General features: G+C 64.7%; 11 protein-coding genes. 5 read left to right on the plus strand and 6 right to left on the minus strand.

All coding sequences use genetic code 11. From position 1 onward, the window contains the following. Positions 1–9 precede the first annotated feature (9 nt). Both aroB and CEY11_RS04175 read right to left on the minus strand, forming a co-directional pair. The gene (gene aroB, locus CEY11_RS04170) at positions 10–1098 is read right to left on the minus strand and encodes a 3-dehydroquinate synthase (protein WP_408608098.1); all 1089 of its coding nucleotides are present in this window, start codon (positions 1096–1098) and stop codon (positions 10–12) included. Further along, complete coding sequence (locus CEY11_RS04175; RefSeq protein WP_088602116.1) at positions 1095–1709, minus strand: shikimate kinase; 615 nt, start codon at positions 1707–1709, stop codon at positions 1095–1097. Before CEY11_RS04175 ends, aroB begins: the two co-directional genes overlap by 4 nt. 115 nt (positions 1710–1824) lie before the next feature. Here CEY11_RS04175 and CEY11_RS04180 point away from each other — a divergent pair, with 115 nt between their 5' ends. From CEY11_RS04180 to lysA, 3 genes are all read left to right on the plus strand, one after another. After that, a complete protein-coding gene (locus CEY11_RS04180; protein WP_088602117.1) occupies positions 1825–4311 on the plus strand; it encodes a penicillin-binding protein 1A in 2487 nt (828 codons plus the stop codon). Between the two features lie 17 nt (positions 4312–4328). After that, positions 4329–4559: an LPS translocon maturation chaperone LptM gene (gene lptM / locus CEY11_RS04185; RefSeq protein WP_088602118.1), complete on the plus strand. Its 231-nt coding sequence runs from the start codon at positions 4329–4331 to the stop codon at positions 4557–4559. Positions 4560–4729: 170 nt separating this feature from the next. Continuing rightward, the gene (lysA, locus tag CEY11_RS04190) at positions 4730–6004 is read left to right on the plus strand and encodes a diaminopimelate decarboxylase (protein WP_088602119.1); all 1275 of its coding nucleotides are present in this window, start codon (positions 4730–4732) and stop codon (positions 6002–6004) included. A gap of 733 nt (positions 6005–6737) precedes the next feature. Here the strand turns inward: lysA and ccsB are convergent. The 3 genes from ccsB to CEY11_RS04205 form a co-directional block, all read right to left on the minus strand. Further along, entirely contained in the window at positions 6738–8096 is a 1359-nt protein-coding gene (gene ccsB / locus CEY11_RS04195) for a c-type cytochrome biogenesis protein CcsB (RefSeq protein WP_198958831.1), read from the minus strand. A gap of 10 nt (positions 8097–8106) precedes the next feature. After that, a complete protein-coding gene (locus tag CEY11_RS04200; protein WP_233154715.1) occupies positions 8107–10149 on the minus strand; it encodes a cytochrome c biogenesis protein ResB in 2043 nt (680 codons plus the stop codon). A gap of 348 nt (positions 10150–10497) precedes the next feature. Further along, the gene (locus CEY11_RS04205; protein WP_088602120.1) at positions 10498–11193 is read right to left on the minus strand and encodes a c-type cytochrome; all 696 of its coding nucleotides are present in this window, start codon (positions 11191–11193) and stop codon (positions 10498–10500) included. A gap of 166 nt (positions 11194–11359) precedes the next feature. Between CEY11_RS04205 and yihA the strand changes: the two genes are divergently transcribed. Together yihA and hemB are read left to right on the plus strand one after the other, a co-directional pair. Continuing rightward, the gene (gene yihA, locus CEY11_RS04210) at positions 11360–11983 is read left to right on the plus strand and encodes a ribosome biogenesis GTP-binding protein YihA/YsxC (RefSeq protein WP_088602121.1); all 624 of its coding nucleotides are present in this window, start codon (positions 11360–11362) and stop codon (positions 11981–11983) included. Further along, a complete protein-coding gene (gene hemB / locus CEY11_RS04215; protein WP_088602122.1) occupies positions 11980–12996 on the plus strand; it encodes a porphobilinogen synthase in 1017 nt (338 codons plus the stop codon). Before yihA ends, hemB begins: the two co-directional genes overlap by 4 nt. A gap of 422 nt (positions 12997–13418) precedes the next feature. Here the strand turns inward: hemB and CEY11_RS04220 are convergent, their stop codons facing one another. Further along, positions 13419–19904, minus strand: a complete 6486-nt coding sequence (locus tag CEY11_RS04220; protein WP_233154716.1) for an autotransporter outer membrane beta-barrel domain-containing protein — start codon at positions 19902–19904, stop codon at positions 13419–13421. Positions 19905–20314: the final 410 nt, after the last annotated feature.

A 20314-nucleotide genomic window follows, 5' to 3' on the forward strand; every position in this document is an offset into this window, starting at 1 on the left:
CCGCGGGCCTCAGGCCGGATGCGTGGCGGCACGCTCCAGAACCGCCCGCAGGGCCGCCTCGGGCGCAGGCTGGAACACCGCCCGCCCGATCTCGGGCAGCAGCACGAAACGCAAGGTGCCGCCTTCGGTCTTTTTGTCGACCTGCATCAGGTCGATCCAGCGCGAGGTGCCTAGGTCGGGCGCCTGCACCGGGCAGCCGATGGCCTGCACCAGGGCGCGCACGCGCTCGACGCTGGCGCCGTCCAGCCCCAGGCAGGCCTGCGACAGTTCGGCGGCCTGCACCATGCCGCAGCCCACCGCCTCGCCGTGCAGCCACTCGCCGTAGCCCAGGCCGGACTCGATGGCGTGGCCGAAGGTGTGGCCGAAATTGAGTATGGCGCGCAGGCCCGACTCGCGCTCGTCCTGCGACACCACCTGCGCCTTGAGTTCGCATGAGCGCCGGATGGCATGCGCCAGCGCGGCCGGCTCGAGGCGCCGCAGCGCGGCCACATTCTGTTCGCACCAGGCGAAGAAGTCGGCGTCGATGATCAGGCCGTACTTGATGACTTCGGCCAGGCCCGCCGAGACCTCGCGCTGCGGCAGCGTGGCCAGCACGTCGATGTCGACCTCGACGCCGATCGGCTGATAGAACGCGCCGATCATGTTCTTGCCCAGCGGATGATTGACCGCGGTCTTGCCGCCCACCGAAGAATCGACCTGCGCCAGCAGGGTAGTGGGCACCTGCAGGAAGCGTATGCCGCGCATGTACGTGGCCGCCGCGAAGCCGCAGATGTCGCCGACCACGCCGCCGCCCAGCGCCACCAGCACCGCACGCCGGTCGAGGCGGTTGCGCAGCAGCGCGTCGTAGATCAGGTTCAGCGTCTGCCAGTCTTTGTACGCCTCGCCGTCGGGCAGCTCGATGCGCATCAGGCGCTTGCCGGTCTGCTCGAGCGCGGCCTGCACGCGCTGCGCATAATGCGCGGCAACAGTGGAATTGGTGACCACGGCGATCGCCGTGGCGTCTTGCGGGATGCTGTGCGCCAGATGATCCAGGCGGCCCGGGCCTATATGGATCGGATAGCTGCCCCCCGGGGTGTCGACCTGTACGGTGGTAATCATGCGGCCTCGTGTTTCTGCAGCAACGGAATCAGCGACTGTACCACCTGGGAAACGGGCATGATCCCGGTTTCGACCGCCAGGCTGGCAACCTCTTCGTACAAGGGTTCGCGCTGGGCCAGCAGTTCGGCGATGCGCGCCCGCGGATCGGCGGTCTGCAGCAGCGGGCGGCCGCGGTCGCGCGCCACGCGGCGGTACAGTTCGTCGCCCCGGGCGCGCAGGTAGATGACCAGGCCAAGCTCGCGCAGGCAGCGGCGGTTGGCTTCGGCCAGCACCGCGCCGCCCCCGGTGGCAATGACGATGTCGGTGCGCTGCGCGCATTCCTGCAGCAGGGCCGATTCGCGGCGGCGGAACCCTTCCTCGCCCTCGATGTCGAAAATCAGCGACACCCGTACACCGCAGCGCGCCTCCAGTTCATGATCCAGATCGAGGAACTCGCGGCCGAGCTGGCGGGCGAGCTGCCGCCCTATGGTGGTCTTGCCGGCACCCATCATGCCGACGAGAAAGATCGGGCGGCTGCCGCACTGCGTGCCCGCGGCCTTCCGCGGCGCCGGCGCGGCGGCCGCTTCCGTGGATTGCGCCGGCATGGCGCCCCCGTATATAGAGTTGTTCATTTGTGTATTATCCCACTTGCAAACCCGAGGCGAACGACCGCAGCGCAGCATTCGGTTACATTAAGCCGAAGCATAAACACGGGTCTCGCCTCCGTTGGACTTAAAATCGCCCGTAATGAGTTCCTCTACTACCCCCAATAAATCCCGATCCGGCCCGTCCTCCTGGATCGGGCGCTTCTTTTTGAAGGCAGCGGTCTTTTGCGCGGGGCTCGGGCTTTGCGGCGTACTGCTGGGCACTCTGGCGCTGGCACTGGCCTGGCCGAACCTGCCCGACCTGCACGCCATGACCGACTATCGGCCGCGCATTCCGCTGCGCATCTATACCGCCGACAAGGTTCTGATCGGCGAATTCGGCGAAGAACGGCGCAATGTGCTGCGCTTCAATGAAATCCCCGACGTCATGAAGTCCGCCATTCTGTCGGCCGAAGACGACCGCTTCTACCAGCACGGCGGCATCGACTGGTCGGGCGTGGCGCGCGCGCTGCTGGCCAACATCACGCACATGTCCAAGGCACAGGGCGCCAGCACCATCACCATGCAGGTGGCGCGCAACTTCTACCTGTCCTCGGAAAAAACCTACACCCGCAAATTCTACGAACTGCTGCTCACGTTCAAGATCGAGTCCACCCTTACCAAGGATCAGATTCTCGACCTGTACATGAACCAGATCTATCTCGGCCACCGGGCCTACGGCTTCGCGGCCGCCTGCCGCACCTACTTCGGCAAGCCGCTGTCCGAGATCACCCCGGCCGAAGCGGCCATGCTGGCCGGCATACCCAAAGCGCCCTCGCGCTTCAACCCCATCGCCAACTTCAAGCGCGCCAAGATCCGCCAGGCCTACGTGCTGGGCCGCATGAAGGCCCTGGGCTACCTGACCGACGACGAATACAAGCAGGCCATGGCGCAGCCCATCCAGCTGAAGTCCTCGGCTGGCACGCAAAACGGCAGCTACGCCGTCCATGGCGACTACGTGGCCGAGCTGGCCCGCCAGCTTATGTACAACATCTATCACGACGACATCTACTCGCGCGGCTTCAACATCTACACCACCGTCAATTCCAAAGACCAGGAAGAGGCCTACAAGGCCGTGCGCGACGGCATACTCGACTACACGCGCCGCTCGCCCTACCCCGGGCCCGAAGAAACCATAGACCTGCCCAGCGGCGTCGAGAAAGACCCCACCAAGCTCGACGCCATCATCGACGACCTGCAGGACAAATACGCCGACAGCGGCAACCTGCAGATGGGCCTGGTGCTGTCGGCCTCGCCCACCAAGATCACGGTGGCGCGCAGCTCGCAGGAAATCATCGACGTCACCGACAAGCGGGCGCTGCGCGTAGTGGCGCGCGCCCTGACCAAGAGCGCCAAAGGCAAGGTGCGCATCCAGCGCGGCTCGGTGGTCTACCTGCACAAGAACGGCGACTACTGGGAAGTCATCAACATGCCGTCCGTGCAGGCTGCCTTCGTGGCCGTGCGGCCCGAGGACGGCGCGATTCTGTCCATGGTGGGCGGCTTCGATTTCGATCAGGGCAAATTCAACCGCGTCACCCAGGCCTGGCGCCAGCCGGGCTCCAGCTTCAAGCCCTTCCTGTACGCCTCGGCGCTGGAGCGCGGCCTGACCCCGGCCACGCAGATCTCCAACGAGCCCTTCTCGCTTACCGCCGCACAGACCGGCTCCAAGCCCTGGACGCCGAAGAACTACGGCAACGAGTACAACCCCATGCTGACCATGCGCCAGGGCCTGTACAAGTCCATGAACATGGTTTCCATACGCATCATGCAGGCGGTGGGGCCCAAGTACGTGCAAAACTACATCACCCGCTTCGGCTTCGACCGCGCGCGCCAGCCGGCGGTGCTGCCGCTGGCTCTGGGCGCGGGCAGCGTCACGCCGCTGCAGATGGCCGGCGCTTACTCGGTCTTCGCCAACGGCGGCTATCGCGTCCCGCCCTACCTCATCGACCACGTCACCGACAGCAGCGGCAAGACCATCATGCAGGCCAAGCCCACCGTGGCCGGCGACAGCGCCGCGCGCGTCATCGACCCGCGCACGGTCTACGTCATGGACGACATGCTGCGCGGCGTCGCCACCTACGGCACCGGCGCGCGCGTGCACCGCGAACTGCATCGCAACGACATAGGCGGCAAGACCGGCACCACCAACGACTCCCACGATGCCTGGTTCGCCGGCTTCACCCCGCACATCGTCGGCATCGCCTGGATGGGCTACGACCAGCCGCGCTCGCTGGGCTCGCGCGAGACCGGCGGCGGCGCGGCCCTGCCCATATGGCTGGACTTCATGCGCTTCGCCCTGAAAGGGCAGCCCGAGACCCCGCCGGGGCCCATACCCTCGGGTCTGAGCAAGATCGACGGCGACTACTACTTCTCGGAATTCCCGCCCGGGCAGGCCATCGCCCGCGTCGGGCTGCCCACCCTGCCGGGCATGGACGACACCAACCCCGCCCCGGCGGGCGGCAGCCCTGCCGCCCCCGGCGCGCCCGGCACCAATCCGTCGGACGGCATCAACAATCTGCTGAACCAGCTGCAGGGCCAGAACGACCAAAGCGACCAAAGCGTGGCGCAGACGCACAAAGTACAATTTTGAAAACTCGGAGTCACGTCATGCAAGCGTCTTCCGTATCGGCGTGTATCCGCCATACGCCCCGTATCGTTGCCGGCCTGTTCCTGCTGGCGCTGGTGGCCGGCTGCGGCTACAAAGGCCCCCTGTACATGCCGCCGCCGCCCGCCCCCAACGCGTCCCTGGCCAAGCCGCCGCAAAGCGTGCAGCTTCCGGCCGAAGACCAGACGGGCAGCAACAGCGCCGCACCGGCCCAGACCAAAGCCGTCAAATAGCCCGGCAGGCACGCGGTTGCCCAGCAAGCCGGCGGCTTCCATTACACTGTGATGCCACCGGCCCCGGAGCCGATCCCGGCTTCAGGCCGGGCGGCACACGGCCGCCGCCCCGGCGGGCCGGCCGGGCTCATGAATCGAAACCACACCCACACTACCACCCCAGCCCCATCATGACCGTTGCACCCCAATTCGCGTACCGCGGCAACGAGCTTTACGCCGAAGACACCCCGCTTGCCCGCCTGGCACAGGAATTCGGTACCCCGCTCTACGTCTACTCGCGCCAGGCCCTGCGCGAAGCCTGGCAGGCCTACCAGCACGCCGCCGAAGGCCGCAACGTCCTCATCTGCTACGGCATGAAAGCCAACTCCAACCTCGGGATCCTGAACGAATTCAAGAACCTCGGCGCCGGCTTCGACATCGTGTCCGGCGGCGAACTCGCCCGCGTCCTGGCCATCGGCGGCGACCCGGGCAAAATCGTGTTTTCCGGCGTGGGCAAGCAGGCCAGCGAAATACAGGCCGCCCTGCAGGCCGGCGTCAAGTGCTTCAACGTCGAATCCGAAGCCGAGCTGCAGCGCCTCTCGCAAGTCGCCCAGGCCGCCGGCCGCGTCGCCGCCGTGTCACTGCGCGTCAACCCCGACGTCGACGCCCAGACCCACCCCTACATCTCCACCGGCCTGAAACAAAACAAATTCGGCATCGCCATCGAAATCGCGCCGCGGGTATACCAGCAAGCCACCGCCCTGCCCGGCATAGAAGTCGTCGGGGTGGACTGCCACATCGGCTCGCAAATCACCGAAACCGGCCCCTACCTCGACGCCCTCGACAAGCTGCTGATCCTGATCGCCACCCTGGCCGACCAGGGCATACACATCAAGCACCTCGACCTGGGCGGCGGCCTGGGCATACGCTACAGCGACGAAACCCCGCTGCCGCCCAAGACCCTCCTGGATCAAGTCTTCCAGCGCCTGAACGCACAAGGCCTGGGCCACCTGCAACTCGTACTCGAGCCCGGCCGCTCGCTGGTGGGCAACGCCGGCGTGCTGCTGACACGGGTGGAATACCTGAAGCACGGCGAAGCCCGCAACTTCGCCATCGTCGACGCGGCCATGAACGACCTGCTGCGCCCCACTCTGTACGACGCCTGGCACGGCGTCGAGCCCGTGCTGCGCCGCGACGGCGACGGCAATACGGCCCAAACCTACGACGTGGTCGGCCCCATCTGCGAAAGCGGCGACTGGCTGGCACGCGACCGCCGCCTCGCCCTGCGCCAGGGCGACCTGCTCGCCATCATGTCCGCCGGCGCCTACGGCTTCGTCATGTCCAGCCAATACAACACCCGCCCCCGCGCCGCCGAAATCATGGTCGACGGCGCCCGCAGCCACGTCCTGCGCCCCCGCGAGACCGTGGCCAGCCTCTACGCCGGAGAATCAATACTGCCCTGGTAAAGCAAGGGGCTCCGCCCCCTCCCGCCCGTCTACAAAACGAGCGAGGGAATAGGGCATCTCCCGCAGGCGAGAGGGTCATTGAACCGGAGGGAGAGCGCCCCATTCCAGGCCGCGCCTGAAGATCCCGGCACCTCAACGAACCGGGGTCTTTGCCCACCAACCGTCTACAAAACAAGCGGAGAGAATGGGGTGCCTCCTGGAGGTGAGTGGGTCATCGAACCGGAAGGAGGTACCCCGTTCTAGGCCGCGCCAACAGAACCAGCCCGGCGACGCATGGCGCCCCATGAATGCAACATGACAGCATAGTGGTGGTGTAGCACCACGCCACTCTCGCACTCACATCGCCCCACCTCGCCAGCCCCACAAACCCCGCGGCCGCCCAGCGTCGCGGGCGGCTGGGGCTCGGCAGGCTCGTCCGAGCCCGCCGCCACCGTAGGGCATTTTGGGGGATGCAAGGTCGGCACTGTCCGAGCGTCAAGCCTGCGCATAGCCCGGGGGGCTATGCGCGACGCGAGTTTGCCGACCGCCCCCAAAATGCCCGGAGGTCAAGGGCAGTGCCGGCGCAGCCGGCACCGGGCGAGCGAGCCTGCCGAGCCCCAGCCGCTTGCGGCGCGTGTAAAGAACAAAAGCCCAAGGGAAAAAACCTGCACCCCAAACAAAAGGGGCCTGGAAAGCCCCTAAAAAAATACATACCCAAACGGCCGCCCCAACACAGGGCGGCCCATCATCCGCGCTACAGCGATCCGTACGAATGCAGCCCCGCCAGGAACATATTCACCCCCAGGAACGCGAAACTGGTGACCAGCAGCCCACCCAGCGCCCAATACGCCGCCATCGTGCCGCGCAGCCCCTTCATCAGCCGCATGTGCAGCCACGCCGCATAATTCAGCCAGACAATCAGCGCCCAGGTTTCCTTCGGATCCCACTGCCAATAAGTACCCCAGGCATCCGCCGCCCACAGCGCGCCCAGTATCGTCGCTACCGTGAAGAACGCAAACCCCACCGCAATCGCCCGGTACATAATGTCGTCCAGGATCTCCAGCGACGGCAGCTTTGCCGCAATCGGCTTGCGCAGCGCCAGAATCACCGCCACCACAATCGCCGCCAGCCCGAAATACAGCATCCAGGTCATCGATACTTCTTTCGTGCCGAACACCATCGGTTCCGCGCACAGCACCGCGCCCAGCACGAACACCGGCACCAGCTTGGCCCGCGACACCGTTTGCCCGTGCTCTTTGATGAGATACGCAAAACCCACCATCGCCGACAGCGAGAACGAACTGTAGCCTATGAAATTCGCCGGCACATGCAGCTTCATCCACCAGCTTTTAAGCGCCGGCACCAGCGGCTGAATCGCGTACGCATCGCGCGTAAACGAATACCACAGCAGGAACACCACCGCTGAACTGATCACCATCAGCACGAAGCCGCCCAGCGCCCGCGTGGCATAACGGCGTTCGTAATACAGATAAAACAGCGCCGTAAACAAACAGAACAGCACGAACACTTCATACAGATTGCTGACCGGCACATGGCCTATGCCCGGCCCCAGCAGATGCCCCTCGCGCCAGCGCACCAGCATGCCCGTCAGGCCCGCATACACCGCCCCCCAGGTCAGCGCCGTGCCCAGCCACGCCGCCGTATCGCTGAAGAACCCGATCCAGTAGCAGATCATCGCCAGCGCGAACAGCGCGCACATCCACAGTATCGCCGACTGCGACGAGAACAGATACTTCAGGAAAAACACATGATCCGCGCGCGTGATGTCGCCCTGCCCCAGGCCGCCGCCGTTGCTGTACAGCCAGATGGCGAACAGCGCGCTCAGCCCGCTGGCTATCATCAGCGTACGCAGGGGCCGCCAAAGCCAGCCCAGCCAGCTGCACACCACCACCGCGCCGCACAGGATCAACTTCTCGTAGTAGTCCATGTCGGCGCTGTAATTCAGCAGCGCATAAGCGGCGCCCCCGGCCAACACCAGGAAAAAGACGATATCGGACCAATTCGGACGGCCGCGATGGCCGCGCGAGTCGCCGCTGGACGTCATGGCATCGTCCCACATGGGGATGCCTGGCTTGATGATAGTGTCGGTCATAAGAACCTCTTTACGTGGACAGGCGCTTGATCGCGTCCTTGAAACGCTCGAACTCGTGCTGGAAATCGAGCGTGCGCCGCTGGGAAGTCATGGCAGCCAGCATCTCGCTGCCCTGGCCTTGCGGCTTGACCCATACCCAGATACGGCGATCACGGATATAGAACATCGAAAATACGCCCAGCACCAGCAGGACGCAACCCAGGTATACCGCGTTCTTGCCCGGACTGCGGGCCACCTGGAACACACTGGCCTGCACGTGGTCGAAACCCTTGAGCGCCAGAAACACCGGCGCCGGATAATCGGGCAGATTCGCCATCGCCAGCAAGGCCAGCTGGATCCAGGTGTTGGCGGCCTGGCCCTCCGGCCCCACGTGCTGGATGGGCGGCAGCCCGGCCTTCTCGTGCTCGATGTCGCGCAGCTCGGTCAGGCTCAATTGGATCATGGGCACCGCAAAACCCAGCACCTTCTCGCGCTGGTCGGCCGGCACCTTCTCCACAATGGCGTCGAAGCCGCCTTTGGAAAACGCCTCCATGGCGCCCTCGGCAGCCTTCTGCAGCAAAGGCTGCTGCAGGCCCGAATTGGCATTGCGCGCGGCAAACCGCCCCGCCGCCTCGGCACGCATCACCGGATCGTACAGCGCGGCACGCAGGCGCATGAAGTCGGCCACCGAATTATCCGCATCCGCGGGAATGCGCAGATAGCGGTAATTCTGGTTCGGATTGTCGCGTACGCCGGCCAGGAACACCGAATGGTCGTCGAGCTTGATCGGCAGCATGTAATTATTGAACTCGTGCGCCTGCCCGTCGCGGCCGATGATGCGGTATTGCACGCTCGGCCCCACATTGTGCAGGTCTTTGTTCTTAGCCGGCGCGGCGCTGCCCGTGACCGACGCCACCTCGGCCAGGATGGGCTTGGGCTGCGGCGCCACGTTGCCCGAAAGATTTTCCACATTGATGGTGCGCAGGCCCGACAGGTCGACCTCGAGCTTGCCGGCCTTGGCGCCGCTGCCCATGGTGATCTCGGTAGACTTGCCCACCGTGCCGTCGACCGTGAACGGCTTGTCGTTCGGCCCGGCCAGCGGGTACCCCACCATCTGCAGCTTGCTGCCGCCATCGTCGAAACTGGACTGATAGACCGTGACGCCGCGGTAGCGCAGCGGCTCGTTGACCTTGATGGTACGGTCGAACTTCTTGCCCGTGGCCAGGTCGGTCACTTCCACGTCGCTCTGGAAATTGCTGGGCATGCCGGTCGAATAGTAGCTGACCGAGAACTTCTTGAGCGTCAGCGCGAAGGGCAGCGGCTGCACCAGCACGCCGTTGTTGACGGTAACGATGCCATTGCTGCTTTCACTGCCCTCGGGCACCAGCATATTGGCGCGGAAGCTGAGATTGGCGGCCGGCAAGCGGCCCGATGCAGGCACCTGGGAGATCAGCATGTTCTGCGTAATGGGCGTCTTGCCCAGCCATACCTGCAGCCGGATCGGCAGTTCGCTGTCGAGCAGGCCGCCGATACAGATGACGACGATTGCGGCATGGGCAAAAATATAGCCATATCGGTTGGCGCTTCCTTTCTTGGCTGCGATCAGCACGCTTTCGCCGTCCTGACGCAGCTTGAACTTGTAGCCCTGCCCGGTAAGCCATTGCTGCACGCGCTTCTGGCTTTCCGCGGGAGCCAGCGTCGAGGCGCTCTCGACCCGATGGTGGAAAGAGCGCAGGCTGTTGCCGCGTATGTATTCCCGGAAAGAGCTGGCATCGCGCACCATTTTGGGCGCGTTGCGTATCAGGCAGATGCTGGTGGACACCACCAGGAACGCCATGATCAGCAGGAACCACCAGCTATTGTAGACGTGGTAGATCGAGAACTTGTCAAAGACCGCGAACCAGAAGGGGCCAAACTGGTCGATGTAGCTGCCGGGCGCCTGGTTCTGCTGCAGCACGGTGCCGATCAGGCTGGCCACGCAGATGAACATCAGCAGGCTTACCGCAAAACGCATCGAACCCAGCAGCTCGAAGAAATCGGCGCCCCAGCGGCGCAAGGAATAGGTCTGGCTCATCTCGATTCACAAAAAAAATGCCCCCATGCTGCGCCTGCGGCTTGCTGTCCACCTCGCGGGCTGGCATGCCGCTCGGATTCGCCAGGCTTGGCTCAGTCCGCAGGAACTGAGCCAAGCCTGGCGAATCCCCCCAAGGGGGCGCTTTTTGCCTTGGGGCGGCCCGGCGGCAAAAATTGCCGCCGTACCGCTACGGAGCGTACCGCCTTGCCGTTCCCACGCGGGAAACATGGCCAGGCGCCGCGCCAAGAAAAAAGGGAGGCCGCCGGCGACAGCTCCCCCCTTTTTTTTATTTCTGAATTCCAGCCAGCAACTCCCGTTCCCGCGGGGCGGCTGGACTAGATCCAGGGCTTAACGCAGCCCCGCGGCGTAGTCCGCCACCGCCGCGATATCGGCGTCGGACATACGGTCGGCGATGTCATGCATGATATCGCTGTTGGCGCGATCGCCGCTACGGAACAGCTTGAGCTGCTCGGCAATGTATTCAGGATGCTGGCCCGACAGGCGGGGGAATTCCCCTGGCATGCCGGCGCCGTTGGCCGAGTGGCAGGCTGCGCAGGCGGGCACGTTGCGGTCGGGCAAGCCGCCGCGCCAGATGTCCTGGCCCAGCGCCACGGTGTCTTTATGGGTGGCCGTGGCGGCCGTCTTGGGGTCGAGCTTCTGCTGCGACAAGTAGTAGGCGATGTTCTGTACGTCGGCCGCGGTCAGCGCGGAGGCGAAATTGGTCATGACCGTGTTGGCGCCCTTGTCGCCGCGGCGCAGCGGCGGGGTCTTGGCATTTTTGGGGCGGAAGTCGCCCAGTTGCTTGGCCAGGTATTCGTGAGGCTGGGCCGCCAGGTTCGGATTGGCGGGAATCGTGCTGTTGCCGGCGGCGCCGTGACAGGTGATACAGGCAATGATGCTGCGAGCCGTATCGCCATGCGTGTAGAGTTGTTCGCCCTTGGCCGCATCGGGCTTGGCAACGCCTTGCGCATGGCTGACAGAAACCAGGGACGCACCCAGCAGCAAGCCGCTGGCAACCAACATACTGGAAAGCACACGCTTCATGAAAAGACCTCGACGATCGCGATTCGATCCGGGCGCTGAACGCCACCAAGACACACGGCAGTATGGACGAATTCCCGGCGCAAACCCTGCCCCCGGTAGAGACACCAACTGTTTCAAACGTGCGATTATACAATAGCGCCTGGATTGAACCCACCCGAGAGCCTCCGTGTCCATTTTGCACCGCGCCCGTTTCACCGTCTCGGCGGCCCGCCTGGACCAGCTTCCGGCGCCGTCAGTGGCCGAAGTCTGCTTCGTCGGGCGTTCCAACGCTGGCAAGTCCTCGGCCATCAACGTGCTCACCAACCAGAAGCGTCTGGCCTACTCCAGCAAGACCCCGGGACGCACGCGGCTGATCAATCTGTTCGGCATTCCCGATCCCATCGAACCCGACCAGTCCCTGGGCTTCCTGGTCGATCTGCCGGGCTACGGCTACGCGTCGGTGGCGCGCAATACCCACGAGGAATGGGCCGACATCCTCGGCGGCTATCTGCGCGAACGCGCTTCGCTGGCGGGCATCGTGCTGCTCATAGACATACGGCGCGGCGTCACCGACCTGGATCGGCGCCTGGCCGACTGGATAGCGCCCACGGGGCGCCCCGTGCTGGCGCTGCTGACCAAGGCCGACAAGTTTCCCTATGGCCAGCGCGTCAAGGCCGTATTCGCCGTCAAAAAAGAACTGGCCGAGATCGGCGCGCTGCTGGCCGTGCCGTTCTCGGCAACACACCGCATTGGGCTGGAAGAAGCATCGGCCCACATCGAAAACTGGATTTCCCCCAAGGTAGTGCCATGACCTCTTTTATTGTTTCCGCCGACTTTCCCGCCGCCCGGCCGCGGCGCAACCGCCGCGACGAATTCTCGCGCCGCCTGGTGCGCGAGAACGTGCTGACCAGCGCCGACCTGATCTACCCCGTCTTCGTCATGGAAGGCCAGGGGGTGCGCCAGCCCGTGCCCTCCATGCCGGGCGTGGTGCGCTACTCGCCCGACACGCTGCTGGCCGCGGCCGAAGAATGCGTCGCCCTGGGCATCCCCGTGATGGCGCTGTTTCCCGTCATCGACCCGGCGCTGAAAACGCCCGACGGCATCGAGGCCACCAACCCCGAGGGCCTGATCCCGCGCGTAGTGGCCGCACTGAAGCAGCATTTTCCCGGACTCGGCGTGCTCACCGATGTCGCGCTCGACCCCTACACCAGCCACGGCCAGGACGGCGTCATCGATGCCGACGGCTACGTGCTGAACGAGCCCACCGTCGAGATCCTGACCCGCCAGGCCCTGGTGCAGGCCGCCGCCGGCGTCGATATCGTGGCGCCCAGCGATATGATGGATGGCCGCATCGGCGCCATCCGCCAGGCGCTGGAATCGAACCAGCACATCTACACGCGCATCATGGCGTACTCGGCCAAATACGCCAGCGCGTTCTACGGCCCTTTCCGCGACGCCGTGGGCTCGGCCACGAATCTGGGCAAGTCGAATAAATTCACTTACCAGATGGATCCGGCCAACCGCAATGAGGCTTTGCGCGAAGTCGCGGCCGACCTGCGCGAGGGAGCCGACATGGTGATGGTCAAGCCGGGCATGCCCTATCTGGACGTGCTGCGCGAGGTCAAGAATGCCTTCGGGGTGCCCACCTATGCCTACCAGGTCAGCGGCGAATATGCCATGCTCAAGGCTGCAGCCGCCAATGGCTGGCTGGATCACGACAAGGTGATGATGGAGTCGCTGCTGGCCTTCAAGCGCGCCGGTGGCGACGGCATATTGACCTATTTCGCCATCGAGGCGGCGAAGATTCTGAAAGAGCAGGCTTAGAGACGGTTGGCGCGAAAGCGCGGATTTGTGTTAAAGCGCCGGCTCTTAAAGCGCCGGCTCGCGTTCTTGGGCACGAACAATCCTGTGCGCCCGAGCCGCGGACACGGCTTTAGTCATGTTCTTTATTCATTCTTTAGCCGCCGGGGCTGCCCTGCGGAGTTCCGATGCTCGGCAGACTCGCCTGCGCTTCGGACTCCTCCGGGGTCCCCGGCTCGCAGCCGGGCATCCTGGACGGTTTTCAAACCAATCAGGACTGGCTTTTGGTTCGGAAATTCAGACGGCCGACAGATCCAGTCCGAGTTGTAGCGGGGTGCGCTGGCTTCGCGCTCCCGCGATCATGGCGTCGAGGCCAGTCTGTACATCGTGTTCCGAGGCCGCCCGGAAAGACGCGGCGGGCCGGCCGGCCCGCCACGGCTCGGGCCTCAGAACCGATACATCACCTTCAACTGGCCCGCGTGGCTGTGCGTCTTGCCGGATACTTCGCCGTCATATTGCAGCCGCACGTCCACGCCCGATTCGGTATTGACCAGCACACCCAGGCCGAACCGGCCCACTACATTGTCTCCCGGCAATGAGGTGTTGATTTCACCGCTGCCCGCCGGGGCTCCGGACAGGCGCGCACTGGCATCCCAGGAGTCTTTGCTCAGGAACGAGGCCCCCGCATAGACATAAGGACGCATGACCGCGCCGTTGGAGAAATCGACACGGCCGCCGAATTCCAGCATGGGCGACAGGCTCATGAGGAACTGGTCGTTGCTGTCGACCTTCAGGCTGAGCGGCCCGCCCGATTCGCTGTAGCCCGGCATGCGCGTGTACAAGGCATCGATGTCGACATAGGGCTTCAGGTAAAGCTTCCGGCTCAGCTCGATATGGCGCGCGACGCGCAAGCGCGCGCCCACGCTGTAGGCGTCGGGATCGCTGTGCACGCTGGGGTCATAGCCTTCAATGGACATGCTGCGATCCATCCGGGTCGAACCGTAGCCGCCACCCAGTGAGCCCGAATAGGTCCAGGGGCCGGCCTGATGCTTCAGGACAATGCCCACATAACCCGCATCGCCCCGCCCGCTCACCCGGCCGCTGTTGCCTTCCAGGCGGTTGTCCTGGTAGGCGAACGATCCGCCCAGGAACCAGTCCGGCTTGAACTCATACTGCCCGCCGAATTGGGATGTGGTGCTGTCGAAGGAGTAGCCGGGCGAGCCGTTGCCGCCGTCGTTGTCGGTATTGCGCCGGGTGATCTGGCCCCAAAGGCAGTTACGCTCGCGCCCCAGGGTGCCGTCGCCTTCCATGACCGGACAAGACATCATGGCGCCCATGAAGTTCGCCATGCCGGCCGCCATCTGGCTGGCCGGCGCCAGCGACGCGCCGGGCGACAAGTCGGTCAGGCGTTCACGATAGGTGCCGGCTCCCCTGCGCGAGGCGGTGTTCAAAACGGCGAACAAAGGCCCCAATGCCACGGTGCCGCCCTGATCCCAGATCTGTTGCAGATGCCGGGCAACGCCCCGTTGGTTGCCTTCCAAATTCTGGCTGGCCGCATTGAAGTCTGCGCCCTTCACGCTCAGGAACTGCGACCTGCCCTCAGGCCGCAACTGGAAATTGAAGATGGGCGAATCAATCACCTGCAGGCTGCCTGTCGTGGCCCCTTTTACGTCGAGCACTTTGAGTTCGCGCCGGGGCAGCAGGCTGATGGACGCCACATCGAAACGGCCATCCAGCCTGGCATCGCCCTGCACTTCGAGGAGGTCACTGCGCATGCCGCCGAAGTCTGTATCGGCGCGAAGAACGCCCGTGGATCGCTGCTGATAATCGCCCGTGACCGTCAGCGTATCGAACTTGCCGGTACGGCCGATCTCGAGCAGGCCGCCGTTGTCGATGTCGGCCTGGTAAAGCGTGGCTTCCTTCATGACCGCCTCTTCGCCCGAAGCAGCATGGCAGGGCGCATCGGCGCCACCGCCTCCCGAACCGCTGGCGTTGCCGCACTCCATATTGCCCTCGAACGTACCGTTCCCGTCCAGGTTGATGTCCAGCACATAGCCTTGTTCGTTCGTACCCTTGCCTGTGTAGCGCACACCCGTGCCGCTGGCCGACAGTTTCACCACTCCATCCTGATGAATGTCGAGCTTGTTGTCACGGCCGTCGGCGATCCAGACGCTGGCCCCATTGCCGCTGCCGCCCTGCACCGAACCGTAGACATCGACCTGAACCGCCTGACCGCCGTCCGGGCCGGTGCTCTGGGCAAACACGCCGGTGGAACCGCCGCCCGTCGCCTGGATGACGCCATGCTGAGTCACGTTGACCGCGCCGCCCTGGCCCGAGCCGCTTTGGTGCCCAGTGCTGCCCGCATACACGCCGTTCCCGCCGCCACCGATCCCGCCGCCGCCGCCGATGGACTGCGCGACGATGCCAAAGGCATTGGCTCCCGAAGCCTGGAGACTGCCCGTCCAATCAATCTTGACGGTACCGCCCTTGCCGCGGCCGCCGGCTTCATCGCCGGTTACCACCCAGCCGTCAGGCTTGAGCCCAAGCTCCAGGGAGCTATCGCCGGCAATCCCGCCGCCGCCACCGATGGATTGCGCCACGATGCCATGAGCGCCTGCGCCCGAGGTATTGATGACGCTGCCCGAATTGAAGACAAGGCTTACGTTTCCGCCATCACCCCCCGCCCCGCCGCGGCCGCCCAGCCCGACGCTGGTGAGGTTGGAGGCTTTGCCCGCCCCGCCCACGCCGCCGCCGCCGCCGATGGACTGGGCCAGAAAGCCGTAGGAACGATCCCCTTTGGTACTGGCGTTGGTGCCCAATTGCAGCGCGACGGTGCCGCCGTTGTTGCCCGAGCCCCCATGGCCGCCTACCGACACCGCAACTTGGCTGCTTTCACTATTCGGTTTGGACTGCGAATCGCTATTTCCGGCGCCTCCCACACCGCCGCCGCCCCCAATGGACTGCGCGGCAAAGGCCGGCGCATCGGCACCCTTGGTACCCACGCTCAACCATGAACCCGTACCCGTGGTTCGGATATCGCCCCCCACCCCGCTGGTACCGCCATTGCCCCCGTCGGAGCCGCCCACAAAAATATCGCCATGCGCCATATCGGAGCCGTCGCCTCCTTGTCCGCCGCCACCGCCGATGGATTGCAGCAAGACGCCGTAAGCGCCATAACCCAGGGTATCAAGAGAGTTGTCGTGACTGCCGTCAAAATAGGCGTTGATGGGCCCGCCATTGCCCGCGGCGCCACCGGAGCCGCCGACGGCGATATTGATCTGAGCCGATTTGGAGCTGCCCGCCGCAGTCGAAGACCCGCCGGCGCCCCCGCCGCCGCCAATGGATTGCGCCACAATGCCGTCCGCCCAATCGCCCGCGGTGGCGATCTTGCCGGCGAAATTCAGGTCGATCTGGCCCCCGGCACCACCTGATCCGCCTTTTCCACCGATGTCGACCTCAAAGCCATAGCCTCTGCTGCCGTCGTCGGTAACGCGGCCGACTGTGTCCTTGGCCTTGCCTATGCGATCGAGAATGGGGTTGGAGGAAGAGTCGGCGCCGATCGAGCCCGCCAGGCCCCCGCCGCCCCCAATGGATTGCAGCGCCACCGCATCGGCGTCGCCACCCTGGGTGCGAATCGCACCGTTGATGTCGGCCGTGATATGGCCCCCTTTGCCTCCCGAGCCACCTGTCTGGCCCACGCCCAGCGTGAGCTTGCCGCCAAATCCCTCCACCGAAGCGCCCATGCTCATGGTGCCGCCCTGCGAGGTACCGCCGCCACCGCCGATGGACTGGGCCAGTATGCCGCGCGAACCCGAACCGACCGTATGGATAATGTTGGAAGACGCCAGCGCGACATCGACGTCGCCGCCGTTGCCTCCTCCGCCTCCGGTTCCGCCCAGGCCGATATTCAAGTCCAGCTCGACCATCCCCCCGGCCGAGTAGGAGTTGCTGCTGCCGACACCGCCGTTGCCGCCCCCGCCGCCCACGGATTGAGCCAGTACGCCATTGGCGAAATCGCCATAGGTAAGAATGGTGGAGTCGGGCGCAAGAACATTCGCCTCGTTGCTTAAATCGATGGGCAGATCGATGCTTGCGGGAAGCGAGGCATAGTAGCCATCGGTGCCCAGGTTGACGACCACTTTGCCGCCGCTCGAGGCCGTGCCGCCCGAACCGCCCAAAGCCATGCCGACTTTGCCCGATATGGAGTCGCCGTAAGAAATGCCCGTGGAAAGCGCCGACGCATCGCCGCCGTTTCCGCCTCCGCCCCCAATGGACTGGGCGACAACCGCATGCGAGCCATCACCCAAGGTAGTAATCGACGTTCCCTCGTATAGACCCACTTCTGTCACGCAGGACGAGCCTGAGCCACAGGCGCTGCCGCCTCCCCCGCCGCTGCCGCCGACAGAAGCCTGGAAGCTGAAGGAAATGGGAGGCACCTCCGCGCCCAGCGGAACGGCAACCACAAGATCGCTGGCGCTCGAGCTACCGCCGTTGCCGCCTCCGCCGCCTATGCTTTGCGCCAGCACGCCATACGAATCATCAGGCGCATAGTTGTCGCCCGCCGCGGCAAAGCCCATGCCCGTGGCAATTTGCGAGCGTTTCAAGATGACCTGCGTCTTGGCTCCCGCCCCGCCTGCGCCGCCATTGCCGCCGACCACCACGGCGGCGTTCAGGCCGATCGTGGCGTTGAAGTAATTGGAGTCCCCCCCGGTGCCGCCCCCGCCGCCTATGCTTTGCGCCAGTATGCCCGTCGAATGAGCGCCGCTGGTGCGTATGCCGAGATTCTCGTAATTGATTTGCGTGCCGTCGCCGCCCGCATTGCCCCCTTTGGCACCCTGGCCGCCAAGCTGCAAGGCAGCGAACGAGGCGAGGCTGACGTTGTCGACACTGCCCCCATTGCCGCCCCCGCCGCCGATGTTCTGCGCGATGATGCCGGGCGAATAATCACCCGCTGTCGTCAGGGCGATGCCTTGGGCCGAAGTTTCTCCGCAAAAACCGGCATTGCCCAGACAAAGAGAGCCGCCATTGCCGCCGCCGGATCCGCTGCCGCCTATGGCCACCGATACGCCTGCGGATGCTGTCTGGGTGTCGCCTCCGTTGCCGCCGCCGCCGCCCACGGATTGCGCCAGCACAGCCGGACTGAATCGACCGTCTGTCGTAATGGATCCCAGATCCTGCAACAGGACTCTGCCCCCTTCGCCGCCTGACGCCCCCTCGCCGCCTATGCCGGCAATGCCCTTGCTGTCGCCGCCGCTACCGCCGCCGCCGCCGATGGACTGCGCCAGCACGCCGACCGCGGCATTGCCCGTCGTGTGAATGCTGCCCGAATTCCTTACGATGACCGTCGATCCATTGGAGCCTTCGGTGCCGGTTGCGCTGCCGCCTACGCTGAAGCCGCCGATTGCACTGCCCGACGCCCCGCCGCCTCCGCCGATGGACTGGGCCAGCACGCCATGCGCCGAATAGCCCGCGGTCTTGATCGTTCCGGACTGACTGACTTCGACCTGGCCGGCTGCGCCTCCCCCTGCGCCATCGCCTCCCAGGGCAATGACACCGACATCAAGCCCTCCCGCGCCGCCGCTGCCGGCAATGGACTGGGCCACGATGCCATAGGCATGATCGCCGCTCGTGGTAATGCTTCCAGCGGCATCGACCTTGGCCAGGTTGGCGTTACCGCCGCTGCCGCCATTGCCCGCCTCCCCTGCCAGCACGGAAACAAAGGTGCCGCCCGTTCCGCCTCCACCGCCGATGGACTGCGCCATGATGCCCGCCGCATAGTTGCCGTGGGTTTCTATGGTGCTGCTGCCATCCAGAATCACCTGGGCGCCGCTGGCGTTTCCACCGAACCCGGCGCCGCCGCCCTGGCCGGCCAAGGCAGCGCCGTCACCGCCATCGCCCCCCTGGCCGCCAATGCTCTGCGCCAGGATACCGTACAGATTTTCGCCACGCGTCGTAATGCTTCCATCCCGCAGCGCAACACTGACGTAACCGCCCGTACCGCCTGTACCGCCCGTTTTGTCCTTCGCAGGGCCCGTACCGCCTTTGCCACCCTGGCTCAATGCCGCAATACCGGCCCCCTGGCCGGAAAAAACCCCGGAGACATCGACTAGAGTCTGACCGCCCGAGGTCACAGTAACCGTACCTCCCGCACCGCCCGTGCCACCCGGATCACTGTTGTCGTTATCGTTATTCGCCTGAGTGCCAGCGCCGCCGGAACTGATCGCATGAATGCCATAAACGCCATCCCCATCGTATTTGGCGTCCCAGACCACATCGAGGTCTCCGGTATTGCCCACCGACACCCAGCTGCCGCTACCTGCGCTGCCATAATCGGTTCCCCCGGAGCCCCCATACGATTCGGCATGAATCGCCGCCCCCTGGGGTTTGCCGGAAAGACGGGTCGAGGTACTGCCAAGCCTGATCGCGCCGCTATTGGTCAGGTCGATCGCTCCACCCCAGCCACCGCTCCCACCCAACTGATCCCCCACGACCCCATTGTTCTGGTCGCCTCCGGTACCCCCGCCGCTTACCGCACGGATGCCGAACATGGGAAATACCGTTCTGACATTATCGTGATCGTGATAAGGCTGCACGGTACCGCTGATCGTCAGATTCCCGCTATTGGCAAGCGTTATTTTTTGACCGGAACCGCCATTACCGCCACTGGACTTGTAGTTGTCGTTGTACCCGTCGCCATTGCCGCCGATCGAGGTCGCGGAAATCAGGCTTTGAAAGTACCCCGAATGCGTCGAACCTTCCAGTGAGATGTCGTACTGATTGGTCATGGTGACCGTGCCCCCGGCACCCGCGCTACCCTCGTCGACTCCGGCCCCGCCACCGGTATACCCCATGAACACGCCAGCCACATTGGGTGACACCGACGGGTTCAAGGTGCTGCCCGCATTGGCCCTCATCGGGCCTAGCCCTTCCATGAAGACATTCTCACCCGTCCCGCCTTTCTTTTCGCTGGAGCTGCCATCCTCGCCATCGCTTCCCTTGCAATACCAGTAATTGTGCGAGTCGCTAACGCTATTGCTGCAGGAGGCCTCGGCACTCGGGGAGAGCGCGGCGGCATACACGCCCAAGGCCGAGATCACGGCAAGGCGTAGCAAATGAGGACGAGGGAAGGAAATCTTTCCAGTGGGGCGATTCGGTGCTTGCATGATCGGCGGGCTTCTCTGATTGATTTGCCGCCCTTGCACCTTTCGCGCCGCCTGTACCGGCCGCTACATCAGTCAATCATTCAAAACAACGGTGCATTCGGCAACAAACCATGTGGAAAATTCCCGTCCAGTCTGACAAGCAGTATTTTTTGAAACAAGTTTTTTTCGACGAAAGCGGC

It is taken from the genome of Candidimonas nitroreducens (assembly GCF_002209565.1).
GTDB classification, from domain to species: domain Bacteria; phylum Pseudomonadota; class Gammaproteobacteria; order Burkholderiales; family Burkholderiaceae_B; genus Candidimonas; species Candidimonas nitroreducens.

Coding starts and splice junctions, on each gene's coding strand:
- aroB (WP_408608098.1), bottom strand. CDS start 1,098: ATGATTACCACCGTACAGGTCGACACCCCGGGGGGCAGCTATCCGATC.
- CEY11_RS04200 (WP_233154715.1), bottom strand. CDS start 10,149: ATGAGCCAGACCTATTCCTTGCGCCGCTGGGGCGCCGATTTCTTCGAG.
- CEY11_RS04205 (WP_088602120.1), bottom strand. CDS start 11,193: ATGAAGCGTGTGCTTTCCAGTATGTTGGTTGCCAGCGGCTTGCTGCTG.
- hemB (WP_088602122.1), top strand. CDS start 11,980: ATGACCTCTTTTATTGTTTCCGCCGACTTTCCCGCCGCCCGGCCGCGG.
- CEY11_RS04220 (WP_233154716.1), bottom strand. CDS start 19,904: ATGGAAGGGCTAGGCCCGATGAGGGCCAATGCGGGCAGCACCTTGAAC.
- CEY11_RS04175 (WP_088602116.1), bottom strand. CDS start 1,709: ATGAACAACTCTATATACGGGGGCGCCATGCCGGCGCAATCCACGGAA.
- CEY11_RS04180 (WP_088602117.1), top strand. CDS start 1,825: ATGAGTTCCTCTACTACCCCCAATAAATCCCGATCCGGCCCGTCCTCC.
- lptM (WP_088602118.1), top strand. CDS start 4,329: ATGCAAGCGTCTTCCGTATCGGCGTGTATCCGCCATACGCCCCGTATC.
- lysA (WP_088602119.1), top strand. CDS start 4,730: ATGACCGTTGCACCCCAATTCGCGTACCGCGGCAACGAGCTTTACGCC.
- ccsB (WP_198958831.1), bottom strand. CDS start 8,096: ATGACCGACACTATCATCAAGCCAGGCATCCCCATGTGGGACGATGCC.